The organism is Aeromicrobium sp. (assembly GCF_037719875.1).
GTDB lineage: Bacteria > Actinomycetota > Actinomycetes > Propionibacteriales > Nocardioidaceae > Aeromicrobium.
Map to the genome: position 1 here is coordinate 204,161 of NZ_JBBJMJ010000001.1, position 11,857 is coordinate 216,017.

Consider the following 11,857-nt stretch of genomic DNA (forward strand, 5'->3'; position numbering starts at 1 on the left):
TGTGAGCATCCCAACCTCCCGGGGAAAGGACCAGCCGACCGATGAAAGCCATCCTGATTGCAGGAGCGCTGTCCCTCTTGGGGACCCTCATCGGCACCCGGTTCGCAATCTCGGTCCTGGTCAAGAAGGGCTACGGCCAGCTGATCCGGGATGACGGTCCGACATCCCACCACACCAAGCGCGGCACCCCGACGATGGGTGGGCTCGTCGTCATCGCCTCGGTGCTCGTCGCCTATTTCGTCGCCAAGCTTGCGACCCAGACCGCGCCCAGCGCGTCGGCGTTGTTGCTGCTCTTCCTGTTCACCGGCCTGGGCGCAATCGGCTTCCTCGACGACTTCATCAAGGTGTTCAAGCAGCGCAACCTCGGACTTCGCAGCAAGGCCAAGTTCATCGGCCAGGTCGTGGTGGGGCTGATCTTCGCGTGGGTCGCGATCGGGTGGGAGGACGACACCGGTCAAACCCCCATCACCCACGCTGTTTCTTTCACCCGAGACTTCAAGGGTTGGGAGCTGCCGACGGCCCTGCTGGTGATCTGGGTGCTCATGATGATCGCGGGTACGAGCAATGGGGTGAACCTCACCGACGGTCTCGACGGGCTGGCGACCGGCGCGTCGGTCATGGTTTTCGGAGCCTTCGTCATCATCAACATCTGGCAGAGCAACCAGAGCTGTTCCGCGCTCAATCCGGGGCCCAAGTGCTACGAGGTGCGCGACCCGCTCGACCTCGCGGTGGTGGCCTCGGCTCTCACCGGCGCCTGTTTCGGGTTCTTGTGGTGGAACGCCTCGCCGGCCAAGATCTTCATGGGCGACACCGGTTCGCTGTCCCTCGGCGGCGCGATGGCAGGCTTTGCCCTCATGACCCGCACCGAGCTGCTTCTGGTCGTCATCGGCGGTCTGTTCGTCGCGATCACCGCGTCGGTGATCCTGCAGGTCGGGTTCTTCAAGGTGAGCGGTGGCAAGCGCATCTTCCGCATGGCCCCCCTGCAGCACCATTTCGAGCTGCTGGGGTGGGCCGAGATCACGATCGTGGTGCGGTTCTGGATCATCAGCGGGCTCTGTGTGGCAGCGGGCCTCGGCATCTTCTATGCCGAGTGGGTCACCGGCGCATGACTCGGCCCGATCTCGCATCGCTGGGTCGGGGGACGTCATGGGAGGGCATCCGTGCCGTCGTCGGCGGCCTGGGCGTCAGCGGATTTGCTGCTGCCGACACGCTCCAGCACCTCGGCGCCGAGGTCATCGCGTTGGACGACGGCGACGACGACCGACTCGGGGAGAAGGCGACGCTGCTGGAGATCCTTGGGGTCGACGTCAGGATCGGTCCGGGCTCGACCGCGACGCTCCCAGACGGGGTCGACCTGGTCGTCACATCGCCGGGCTGGTCACCGAGCACGCCGATCCTGCTCGAGGCAGCCGGCCGCGGAGTTCCGACCTGGGGCGAGGTCGAGCTGGCCTGGCGGCTCCGTGGCGAGGATGCCGCTCCGTGGCTCGCCGTGACCGGCACCAACGGAAAGACCACCACGGTGCAGATGCTGGAGTCGATCCTGCGGGCGGAGGGCCTCAACGCCATCGCGGTGGGCAACGTCGGCACCCCGGTGCTCGAGGCGGTGATGAATCCCGACCCGTTCGACGTCCTCGCGGTCGAGCTCTCGAGCTATCAGCTGCACGGGAGCTCATCGATCTCCGCCGAGGCCAGTGTCGTGCTCAATGTCGCTCCCGATCACCTTGACTGGCACGGTGGGATCGACGCCTATACCGCTGACAAGGCCCGTGTCTACGACCGCACCCGGCTGGCCTGCGTCTACAACGTCCAGGATCCAGTCACCGAGCGCCTCGTCGAGGAGGCCGACGTGATCGAAGGGTGCCGCGCCATCGGCTTCACCCTCGGCATCCCCGCCGCCGGCATGATCGGGCTCGTCGACGACGCGATCGCGGACCGCGCGTTCATCGCCGGTCGGGTCTCGAGCGCCGCCGAGCTCGGTACGATCCACGACCTCGCCCGGACCGGGGAAGAGACGCCGGCCCCGCACATCGTCGCCAACGCGCTGGCGGCAGCCGCTTTGTCACGCGCCCATGGCGTGTCCGCGCGAGCCGTGCGCGACGGGCTGCGGACATTCACCCCCGACTCCCACCGCATCGCGCAGATCGACCGAATCGACGACATTGGCTATGTCGATGACTCCAAGGCGACCAATCCCCATGCTGCGCAGGCCTCGCTGCAGAGCTTCGAGCACGTCGTGTGGGTCGCCGGCGGCCTGACGAAGGGCGCGAGCTTCGACGAGCTCGTGATCGCGGCGCGTGACCGGCTGCGGGCCGTCATCCTGATCGGGGCGGATCGGGCGGTCATCGCCGAGGCGCTCGCGCGACACGCGCCCGACGTCCCAGTGGTCGAGGTCGACACCGGCGACACTGATCCCATGGATCGCGTCGTCGAGGTTGCGGCATCCTTCGCCCGTCAGGGTGACACGGTGCTGCTGGCCCCGGGCGGGGCGTCCATGGACCAGTTCCGCAACTACGCCGCACGTGGCGACAGCTTCGCCGCGGCGGTGCACCGGTTGCGCGGCGGATCCTGAACCTTCCTTCCCCGAGGCAGAGGACCACCATGAATGAGCGCCAGCGAGTGAATCATGAAGCAGGGCTCATGTCGTGGTCCTCGTATCCTGGGTTTCCGACGAGGTTCGCGACATGAATGAGCGCCAGCGAGTGAATCATGAAGCAGGGCTCATGGCGTCTTCGAGGGCCGCGACGTGACCGATACCGCCGAGCGCCGAGCGCCGGCGATCGTCGAGGCCGCACGGCGTACGCTCGAGCGCCCGCTGGCCTCCTACCAGCTCGTGCTCGGCTCGACCGCCCTGCTGCTCGGACTCGGGCTCATCATGGTGCTCAGCGCCAGCTCGATCTTCGCGCTCCGCAACTATGGCAACTCGTTCGCGATCGTCCAGCGTCAGCTGATCTTCGCGGTCCTCGGGGTCATCGGTGCGATCGCCGCCTCACGCATCCCGCTGCCGATGCTCCGCAAGCTGATCCGGCCCTTCCTGCTGGCCACAGTCACCTTGATCGTGGCGACGTTCTTCATCGGCGTCGACGTCAACGGCAACCGCAACTGGCTGGCGTTGCCGGGCGGATTCCAGCTGCAGCCCTCGGAGTTCGCCAAGCTCGCCGTCGTCCTGTGGATAGCTGACCTGTACGCCCGTCGCCAGAAGTATCTCGGCACCCCTCGCTACGTCCTCACGCCGATGGTGCCGATTGCCGGAGCGGTCGCGGCGCTCGTGGTCGGCCAGCACGACCTCGGCACGGCGCTGGTGCTGTTCGCGCTGATCGTGGGGATGCTGTGGGTCGCGGGCCTGCCAGCCAAGCAGATGAGCGGTGTCATCGCGGGCATATTCGTCGTGCTCGTGTTCTTCGTCGCCACGGCACCACACCGCGTGGCCCGGTTGCTCAACTTCACCGATCCGCAGTCCGATCCCGACAGCGCCGGCTTCCAGGCGATCCACGGCATGATGGCGCTTGCCAGGGGCGGCTTCTGGGGTGTCGGGCTCGGCGGCAGTCGGCAGAAGTGGGGCACCCTCCCGGAGGCGCACACCGACTTCATCCTCGCGGTCATCGGCGAGGAGCTCGGGCTGCTCGGCACCTTCGTGGTGCTGGTACTTTTCGCGGTGGTGGCGTTCGCCGGCATCCGCATCGCGAGCCGCACGAAGGATCCGTTCGTGCGCTACACCGCGGCCGGCATCACGATCTGGATCATGGTCCAGGCCGTCATCAACATCGGTATGGTCCTGGGGCTCCTTCCGGTCATCGGCATCCCGCTCCCACTCATCTCGTACGGTGGGTCCAGCCTGTTGGTGACGCTCGTCGCGATGGGCGTACTGATCAACTGTGCCAAGACCGAACCCGGAGCTCGTCGTGCACTTGCTGCGGGCCGCGCCAGCCGTGCCCGCGGCCGGGCGTCTCGGAGAGGATGACGAGTGCGTGCGTTGCTTGCCGGCGGGGGTACCGCCGGCCACACGTCGCCGCTCTTGGCCACCGCCGCGGTGCTGAGCGACGACGGAGCTCAGATCATCTGCCTCGGCACACCCCGAGGGCTCGAGGTCACGCTGATCCCTCAGGCCGGATATCAGCTCGAGCTCGTTCCACCCGTGCCGTTGCCGCGCAAGCCGGGCAAGGCGATGGTCCAGGTCCCGACCAGGCTTCGTGCCGCGGTCAAGGCGACCGGCGAGGTCGTCGACCGCGTGCGTCCCGATGTCATCGTGGGCTTCGGAGGCTACGTCTCGGTGCCGGCCTATCTGGTCGCGCGGCGCCGGCGCATTCCGCTGGTGGTCCACGAGGGCAACGCGATCCCGGGCATCGCCAACAAGCTGGGCGCCCGGTTCACCGAACACGTGGCGACCAGCTTCCCGGACACCGATCTCCCGCACGCGCGCTACATCGGGCTCCCGATCCGACGCGAGATCTCCGGACTCGACCGGGCCGCGCTCCGGGACGAGGCCAGGGCCCACTTCGGGCTCGACGCGGACCGACCGACCCTGCTCGTCACGGGGGGATCGCAAGGCGCCCGGCGCATCAACCAGACGATCTCGGCGGCGGCTCGCGATCTCGCTGAGGCCGGCGTCCAGGTGTTGCACAGCGCTGGACGACCGGATGAGGTTCGCATAGACAGACGCCCAGGCTCGCCGCCGTATGTCGTCAAGGCGTACATCGACCGCATGGATCTTGCCTATGCCGCCGCCGACCTGATCGTCTGCCGCGCGGGGGCCAACACCGTGACCGAGGTCGCCGCAGTCGGCCTCCCAGCGGCCTTCGTCCCACTGCCGATCGGCAACGGCGAGCAGGCGCACAATGCGCATCCGGTGGTCCAGGCCGGGGGAGCGCTGCTGATCGATGACGCGGCGCTGACTCCCGCATGGATCGACAACGTCGTCATCCCGCTGGTGTCGCACCCGGGACGACTCCGGGCGATGTCGCGCGCAGCGTCCGACATCGTGCCGCGAGACGCGGACCGCAAGCTCGCTGAGCTGATTCAGAAGGCGTCCCGCGAGTGAGGATCCCAGTCCCCGGCGACATACCGCCGGCGCAGGAACTCGGAGCCGTGCACTTCATTGGGATCGGGGGCGCCGGCCTCTCAGCCATCGCGAGGCTGATGGCCCAGCAGGGCATCGTCGTCAGCGGCAGCGACGCCAACGACTCGGCGGTCGTGCAGGCACTGCGCTCGGAGGGCATCCAGTGCTACGTGGGGCACGACGCCGCACACCTCGACGGGGTCGACACCGTGATTGCGTCGACCGCGGTTCGCGAGGACAACCCGGAGATCGTCGAGGCACTGCGCCGTGGTGTCCGCCTGTGGCCGAGATCGGCAGGCATGCGCTCGATCATGGAGGGCCGTCGGACGATTGCCGTCGCCGGCACGCACGGCAAGACCACGACGACCGGAATGCTGACGTGTGCCCTGATCGCCGCCGGAGCTGCGCCGTCCTTCGCAATCGGTGCCGAGGTCGCGAGCCTCGGCGCCAACGCGCGGATCGGCCGCAGTGACCTGCTCGTGGCCGAGGCCGACGAGAGCGACGGTGCCTTCCTGCACTATTCGCCCGAAGGCGCGATCGTCACGAATGTCGACGCGGACCACCTGGACAACTACGGCACGGTCGAGGCCTATGCGGCGGCATTCGGGGAGTTCATCGCCTCGGTCGGCGGCTTCGTGATCCTCAACGCAGACGATCCCGGCGCCCGTGCGCTGATCGGCCCGGCGCGCCAGCGCGGTCTCGAGGTCCTGTTGGCCGGATTTGCCGACGATGCGGACCTTCGTGGTCGTGACCTGGTCGTCGAGGGTTCGGAGTCCAGACTCGCGGCCGCACTCCACGGAGTCGATCTTGGGCCCGTACGTCTCTCGGTGCCCGGGGCGCACTACGCGCAGGATGCGCTGCTGGCACTGGGTGCGGGGCTGCTCCTGGGCCAGAACGTCGATCTGCTGATTGCCGGGCTGACGGCCTACACCGGGGCCAACCGCCGGATGCAGCACCTCGGGACGGCCGGCGGCATACGCGTCTACGACTCCTATGCGCATCACCCCACCGAGATCCGCGCCGATCTCGCGGCGGCCCGCTCCATCGCGGCGGGGGCCCGGCTCGTCGTGGCCTATCAGCCGCACCTTGTCAGCCGGACCCGGCTCTATGGAGTCGAGATGGGCGAGGCGCTCTCGGGTGCGGATCGGGTCATCGTCGCCGACATCTACCTCGCCCGCGAAGACCCCGATCCAGCCGTGACGTCGGCGCTGATCGTGGATGCAGTCGACGGTCCACCGGCGTCGCTGGGCGGGCCTGTCGAAGGGCTGGCTCAGGTACTCGTACCCGACCTGCGGCCAGGTGACCTGCTCCTGACGTTGGGCGCCGGTGACATCACGACAGTGGGTCCGGCCGTTCTGGCGGCGCTGTCGTGAGCAACGATCGGTTCGCCGCGCGATCTGGCTACCTTCGCCGCCGACGCTGGAAGCGGGTGGCCGCGGGTCTCCTGTCCGTCGTCATCGCAGCCACCCTGATCTGGGTCGTGGCGTTCTCCAGCGTGCTTGCCGTGCGGCGTGTCGCGGTGGACGGCGAGACGACCCTCAAGGAGTCGCAGGTTCGCCGGGAGGCGGACGTACGAATCGGCGAGCCGCTCGCGAGGCTCGACACCTCCGCGATCGAGGCGCGAGTCGCCTCGATGGAGCGGATCGAGAGCGTCGAGGTCTCCCGGTCGTGGCTGCACACCGCACGGATCACCCTTGTCGAGCGCACGCCGGTCGCGTGGATCTCAGTGGGTGGCGAGGTCCGGGCCCTCGATCGCTACGGCATCGACTTCCGGACCTACCGGAAACCACCCGCGAGGCTGATCAAGGCCGAGGTCACGGTGTTCGATGCCCGTCAGCGTCAGCAGACCCTCGAGGCGGTCACGGCCGTGGTCCAGCTGATCGAGGACAAGGATCCGGGCCTGCGCCGCCGCATGCAGGCGATCAGTGCCGGGAGCAAGGACTCGATCGAGCTGAACCTCACCAAGGGACGCACGGTCGTGTGGGGGAGTCGAGCCGACTCGAGCCACAAGCTGACGGTGCTGCGTGCGCTGCTGCGCATCGATGCGGCGCGCTACGACATCAGTGCGCCGGACCAGCCCACGACTCGCAAGTAGTCATCTCCTCAACGCGGCGTGTCGTGCCAGGATGCCGGGCCCACGCGCGTACCGTTTCACGTGAGTCACAGGTTGACATAACTATAAACCTCCACCTCAGGGTCAGAGTTTCGAATCCCCCGGAAGGGACACACGATGGCGGTACAGAACTACCTCGCCGTGATCAAGGTCGTCGGCATCGGCGGAGGCGGCGTCAACGCCGTCAATCGGATGATCGAGGTGGGGCTCAAGGGAGTCGAGTTCATCGCGATCAACACCGACGCCCAGGCGTTGCTGATGAGCGATGCGGACGTCAAGCTCGATGTCGGGCGCGACTCGACTCGGGGCCTCGGCGCAGGCGCCAACCCCGAGATCGGCAAGCGCGCGGCCGAGGATCACGCCGAAGAGATCGAGGCGGCCATCAAGGGCGCCGACATGGTCTTCGTGACAGCCGGTGAAGGCGGCGGCACCGGCACGGGCGGCGCTCCCGTCGTGGCGCGGATCGCCCGCTCGCTGGGTGCCCTGACGATCGGCGTGGTGACGCGACCGTTCAAGTTTGAGGGACGCAACCGCTCCGGCCAGGCCGATGCCGGCATCCAGGCGCTGCGCGACGAGGTCGACACCCTCATCGTGATCCCCAACGACCGGCTGCTCTCGATCAGCGATCCCAATGTCAGCCTGCTCGACTCGTTCCGCCAGGCCGACCAGGTCCTGCACCAGGGCGTCTCGGGCATCACCGACCTGATCACTACTCCGGGCCTGATCAACCTCGACTTCGCCGACGTCAAGTCGGTCATGTCTGATGCTGGGTCCGCCCTGATGGGTATCGGCTCGGCCCGCGGCGAACACCGGGCCGCAGTCGCTGCCGAGAGCGCGGTGTCCAGCCCGCTGCTCGAGGCGTCGATCGAGGGAGCGCGTGGCGTGCTGCTGTCGATCGCCGGAGGCTCGGACCTCGGCCTGTTCGAGATCAACGAGGCCGCCGGGCTCGTGGCCGATGCCGTGCACCCCGACGCCAACATCATCTTCGGCGCCGTCATCGACGATGCCCTGGGCGATGAGGTACGCGTGACGGTCATCGCGGCCGGATTCGACGGCGGCGAGCCCATGTTGCGAGATGCGACCAAGCCCGCGCTGCTCAAGGAGACCCCGCCCGCGGCGCCGGCAGCGGTCGCGCCGCCGACGGCCGGGAGCTTCCTGGATCCCGATCCCCACCTGGATGGGCCCCGACAGCCCGCTGATGGTGCCGGCAACGTCACAGTCCCGCCCGAGCCGGTGTCCACCGGCTACGGCGACGACCTCGACGTGCCCGACTTCCTTCGCTGAGTTGTTCCACCGGGACACGGTCGGCCGGGTCGAGTTCGCCTTCACCGACCGAGAAGGCGGCCTGAGTGACGGGCCGTGGGAATCGCTCAATCTCGGGACGTCCAACGGCGACGGCCCTGACGTCGTCGAGCGCAATCTGGGCCGCCTCGGCGACGAGATGGGGGTCGACCGACTCGTGCGGATGACCCAGGTGCACGGAGCTGACGTCGTGTGGTCCCGCGATGTGTCCCCCGGGGATATCCCGGTTGCCGACGCACTCCTCACCGACGAGCCGGGTGTCGGCGTCCTGGTACGCGTGGCCGATTGCACCCCGGTCGTCCTGGTGGGTCTCGACGAGCCCGTCGCCGGTGTCGTCCATTGTGGCCGCGAAGGCCTGGTCGGCGGCGTCGTCCTGGCGGCTGTGGCTGCGCTTCGCGAGTGGGGCGCGGAGTCACTCGCCGCATGGGTCGGCCCGCGCGCCTGTGGAGGTTGTTACGAGCTGCCCGAGGAGATGGCAGACGCCGTCGGCGCCGCGGTGCCGGCAGCGCGGTCGACCACGTCGTGGGGCACACCCGCGGTCGACATCGGCGCCGGGGTCGTGGCGCAGCTGGTCGAGCTGGGCATACCAACAACGGATCTGGGCGCGCATGAGTGCACGATCGAGGACGAGCGGTTCTTCTCCTACCGGCGCCAGGGCCAGGACTCCGGCCGATTCGGCGCAGTCGCGGTGATCAGATGAATCACCCCACGAAACCGCTCGCTCGTGGAGTTCGGCCGAGCCCGGTCCCGGCTCCGCTCACGCCTTCGCGGGGACCCCGATGAATCGCCGGGACGAGCTCGTCGATGGGCTGGAGAGCACCGAGCAGCGCATCGGTGCCGCCTGCGTGGCGGCCGGCCGCGACCGTTCGGAGATCACCTTGGTCGTCGTGACCAAGACCTATCCGGCCACCGATGTGGAGCTGCTGACCGAGCTCGGGGTGACCGACGTGGGGGAGAATCGCCACCCCGAGGCGCAGCTGAAGCTCGAGGAGCTGCGGGCCTTGCAGGCCGACCACGTCGGGGCGCTGCCGAGGTGGCACTTCCTGGGGGGCGTGCAGACCAACAAGGCTGGCGCTGTGGCCCGCTACGCGGATGTCGTGCACAGCGTGGATCGGCTCAAGCTTGCCAATTCGCTGTCGCGCGGCGCCGATGCGGCGGGTCGGGTGCTCACCTGCCTGATCCAGGTCGACTTTGCCTCGACGGGTCCATCCGCCGGTGATGGGGGCAGATCCGGGGTGACACCGGCCGGCATACCCGAGCTGGCCGCTGCGATCGCCGGGTCGGACCATCTCGCGCTGGGCGGGCTCATGACGGTGGCACCCTTGGGGGACGACCCCGCGCCGCACTTCGATCACCTCGCGCGGCTCTCGATAGATCTGCGCCGGGACCACCCCGACGCCACGATCGTCTCCGCTGGGATGAGCGATGACTTCGAGCCCGCGATTGCTGCCGGCGCGACACACCTACGGATAGGGCGTTCGATACTCGGTGAGCGTCCCTCCGCGGGGTAATCTCAAGATGTCATAACCGAAACGCACACACGGAGTTCTCATGGCTGGCGCAATGCGGAAGGTCGGCGAATACCTCGGCCTCGTAGAACAGGCTGACTTCGACGACGAGTTCGAGGATGACATCGACGATCCGACCCCCGCGAAGCGACAGCCCGCTGTCGTGCGTCCGGCGCCGGTCTCAAGCATCGACGACCACCGCCGTCCCGAGCGGCGCCCCGAGCGCCGGGCGTCCAACGCCTCGGACCTCGCGCGCATCGAGACTGTGACCCCCCGGACCTACAACGATGCCCGCACGGTCGGCGAGCACTACCGTTCCGGCGTCCCGGTCATCATGAACCTCTCAGAGATCGACGACGATGACGCCAAGCGCCTCGTGGACTTCGCGGCCGGCCTCGTGTTCGCCGTGCATGGGTCGATCAATCGCGTCACCGCCAAGGTCTTCCTCCTGTCGCCCGAGAACATCTCGGTGACAGATGAGGACAAGCAGCGCATTGCTGCCGGCGGCTTCTTCAACCAAAGCTGACGCATGCGGCTGGTTGGCGGCATCCTCGACCTCATCCTCCTGCTGGCCATAGTTCTGCTGATAGCGAGGTTCGTCCTCGACTGGGTGCAGATGTTGGCCCGCAACTGGCGACCACGTGGCATCGTCCTGGTCTTCTGCGAGGGGCTTTACTCCTTGACGGACCCGCCCCTGCGGGCTGTGCGGCGGGTCATACCGCCGCTTCGACTGGGCTCGGTGATGCTCGACCTGTCGCCGATGGTCCTGCTCATTGCGATCGTGATCGTCCGGCGAATCGTCCAGGCAGTCTTCTTGTGAGGGCTCCACAGAAGGTGTTCTGAACCACCTCACTTCGTTAGGGACGCCTGTGGCAGAAGTAAACCCCGGCAGAGTACGGTGGAGGCTCAGAGTCCCCAGGACTAACCCCAACCCCGAGGTGTACTCATGCCATTGACGCCAGAGGACGTGCGTAACAAACGATTTACGCCTGTCCGTCTTCGCGAAGGCTATGACATGGGCGAAGTGGATCAGTTTCTCGACGAGGTCGAGGCCGAGCTCGAGCGACTCACGGTCGAGAACGAAGAACTTCGCGCCAAGGTAGCTGCCGCATCGACCGGCGAACCCACCGGTCTCATCCCTGCTGTCTCGCCGGCGACCCCGGCTCCGCAGACCGCACCGACCCCAGCCGTCCAGGAGCCTGTACAGACGTACACGCCTCCGCCGAAGCCCGAACCCGTCCCGGAGCCCGTCGCCGCGCCGGCCCCGGTCCGCGCGACCCCGACCATGGGCGATGCGTCGTCGGCTGCGGCCCGGCTGCTCGAGATCGCCTCGAACAATGCCGACCAGCTGATGGACTCGGCCAAGGAAGAGGCCGACCGGATCGTCGGTGAGGCACGTGCCAAGGCCGAGCGGCTCACCAACGAGGCGCGCGGCAAGGCTGATCGCCTCGAGACCGATGCTCGCATCCGTGCTCAGAAGCTCGACGAAGAGACCAACGAGCGCCGCCAGCAGGCAGTGGCGACCATCGAGCGGGATCGCTACGAGATCCAGCGCGAGGTCGAGCACCTGCGGGCCTACGAGCGTGAATACCGTGCGCGGCTCAAGAACTACTTCCAGAGCCAGCTCGATCAGCTCGCGGCCAATGAGAGCACCAACAGCTCTCAGCCCGTCCAGGCTCCGGCAGAGACGGCCCCGCGCCGCCTCCGCTCCCTGCTCGGTGATGACGAGAGCTTCTGACTCTCAGCACCATTCACGAAGGGCCTGTCACCGCGAGGTGACAGGCCCTTCGTAGGTTCCACCCGACCATGGGCCGAGCGCAGCGAGGCGGGCGCCCACGCGGAGCGTGGCAGCGACGGAGTCGCTGGGCGGGCGGAGCCCGC

At 67.9% G+C, this 11,857-nt stretch carries 12 protein-coding genes; all 12 read left to right on the forward strand.

The window, feature by feature from the left end; all coding sequences use genetic code 11:
• The first annotated feature begins 41 nt into the window (after nt 1-41).
• The 12 genes from mraY to WKF39_RS01215 all read left to right on the forward strand — a co-directional run bounded on the left by mraY (nt 42) and on the right by WKF39_RS01215 (nt 11,714).
• On the forward strand, nt 42-1,109 hold the full coding sequence (gene mraY / locus WKF39_RS01160) for a phospho-N-acetylmuramoyl-pentapeptide-transferase (protein WP_340385072.1): 1,068 nt from the start codon (nt 42-44) through the stop codon (nt 1,107-1,109).
• Nucleotides 1,106-2,569 (forward strand): UDP-N-acetylmuramoyl-L-alanine--D-glutamate ligase, encoded by a 1,464-nt coding sequence (gene murD / locus WKF39_RS01165; protein WP_340385073.1) that lies wholly within the window; start codon nt 1,106-1,108, stop codon nt 2,567-2,569. Before mraY ends, murD begins: the two co-directional genes overlap by 4 nt.
• Nucleotides 2,570-2,743: 174 nt before the next feature.
• A complete protein-coding gene (gene ftsW, locus WKF39_RS01170; RefSeq protein WP_340385074.1) occupies nt 2,744-3,958 on the forward strand; it encodes a putative lipid II flippase FtsW in 1,215 nt (404 codons plus the stop codon).
• A 3-nt stretch (nt 3,959-3,961) separates the two neighbouring features.
• Entirely contained in the window at nt 3,962-5,035 is a 1,074-nt protein-coding gene (murG, locus tag WKF39_RS01175; RefSeq protein WP_340385075.1) for an undecaprenyldiphospho-muramoylpentapeptide beta-N-acetylglucosaminyltransferase, read from the forward strand.
• Nucleotides 5,032-6,426, forward strand: coding sequence for a UDP-N-acetylmuramate--L-alanine ligase (gene murC, locus WKF39_RS01180; RefSeq protein ID WP_340385076.1), 1,395 nt, complete (start codon nt 5,032-5,034; stop codon nt 6,424-6,426). The genes murG and murC overlap by 4 nt, the downstream gene beginning before the upstream one ends.
• Complete coding sequence (locus tag WKF39_RS01185) at nt 6,423-7,148, forward strand: FtsQ-type POTRA domain-containing protein (protein WP_340385077.1); 726 nt, start codon at nt 6,423-6,425, stop codon at nt 7,146-7,148. Before murC ends, WKF39_RS01185 begins: the two co-directional genes overlap by 4 nt.
• Nucleotides 7,149-7,283: 135 nt before the next feature.
• The gene (gene ftsZ, locus WKF39_RS01190; protein WP_340385078.1) at nt 7,284-8,450 is read left to right on the forward strand and encodes a cell division protein FtsZ; all 1,167 of its coding nucleotides are present in this window, start codon (nt 7,284-7,286) and stop codon (nt 8,448-8,450) included.
• 1 nt (nt 8,451) lies between these two features.
• Nucleotides 8,452-9,168: a polyphenol oxidase family protein gene (locus WKF39_RS01195; RefSeq protein ID WP_340385080.1), complete on the forward strand. Its 717-nt coding sequence runs from the start codon at nt 8,452-8,454 to the stop codon at nt 9,166-9,168.
• 79 nt (nt 9,169-9,247) lie between these two features.
• Nucleotides 9,248-9,979: a YggS family pyridoxal phosphate-dependent enzyme gene (locus WKF39_RS01200; RefSeq protein WP_340385082.1), complete on the forward strand. Its 732-nt coding sequence runs from the start codon at nt 9,248-9,250 to the stop codon at nt 9,977-9,979.
• 40 nt (nt 9,980-10,019) lie between these two features.
• The gene (sepF, locus tag WKF39_RS01205; protein ID WP_340385084.1) at nt 10,020-10,502 is read left to right on the forward strand and encodes a cell division protein SepF; all 483 of its coding nucleotides are present in this window, start codon (nt 10,020-10,022) and stop codon (nt 10,500-10,502) included.
• A gap of 3 nt (nt 10,503-10,505) precedes the next feature.
• The gene (locus WKF39_RS01210; RefSeq protein WP_340385086.1) at nt 10,506-10,796 is read left to right on the forward strand and encodes a YggT family protein; all 291 of its coding nucleotides are present in this window, start codon (nt 10,506-10,508) and stop codon (nt 10,794-10,796) included.
• A 126-nt stretch (nt 10,797-10,922) separates the two neighbouring features.
• Nucleotides 10,923-11,714 carry a DivIVA domain-containing protein gene (locus WKF39_RS01215; protein WP_340385088.1) on the forward strand — a complete coding sequence of 264 codons (792 nt, stop codon included), beginning with the start codon at nt 10,923-10,925 and terminating at the stop codon, nt 11,712-11,714.
• The last annotated feature ends 143 nt before the right edge of the window (nt 11,715-11,857 follow it).

Excerpts from the sequence above, each read along its gene's own strand:
- mraY (WP_340385072.1), top strand. The coding sequence starts at position 42 with ATGAAAGCCATCCTGATTGCAGGAGCGCTGTCCCTCTTGGGGACCCTC.
- murD (WP_340385073.1), top strand. The coding sequence starts at position 1,106 with ATGACTCGGCCCGATCTCGCATCGCTGGGTCGGGGGACGTCATGGGAG.
- ftsZ (WP_340385078.1), top strand. The coding sequence starts at position 7,284 with ATGGCGGTACAGAACTACCTCGCCGTGATCAAGGTCGTCGGCATCGGC.
- WKF39_RS01200 (WP_340385082.1), top strand. The coding sequence starts at position 9,248 with ATGAATCGCCGGGACGAGCTCGTCGATGGGCTGGAGAGCACCGAGCAG.
- sepF (WP_340385084.1), top strand. The coding sequence starts at position 10,020 with ATGGCTGGCGCAATGCGGAAGGTCGGCGAATACCTCGGCCTCGTAGAA.
- WKF39_RS01210 (WP_340385086.1), top strand. The coding sequence starts at position 10,506 with ATGCGGCTGGTTGGCGGCATCCTCGACCTCATCCTCCTGCTGGCCATA.
- WKF39_RS01215 (WP_340385088.1), top strand. The coding sequence starts at position 10,923 with ATGCCATTGACGCCAGAGGACGTGCGTAACAAACGATTTACGCCTGTC.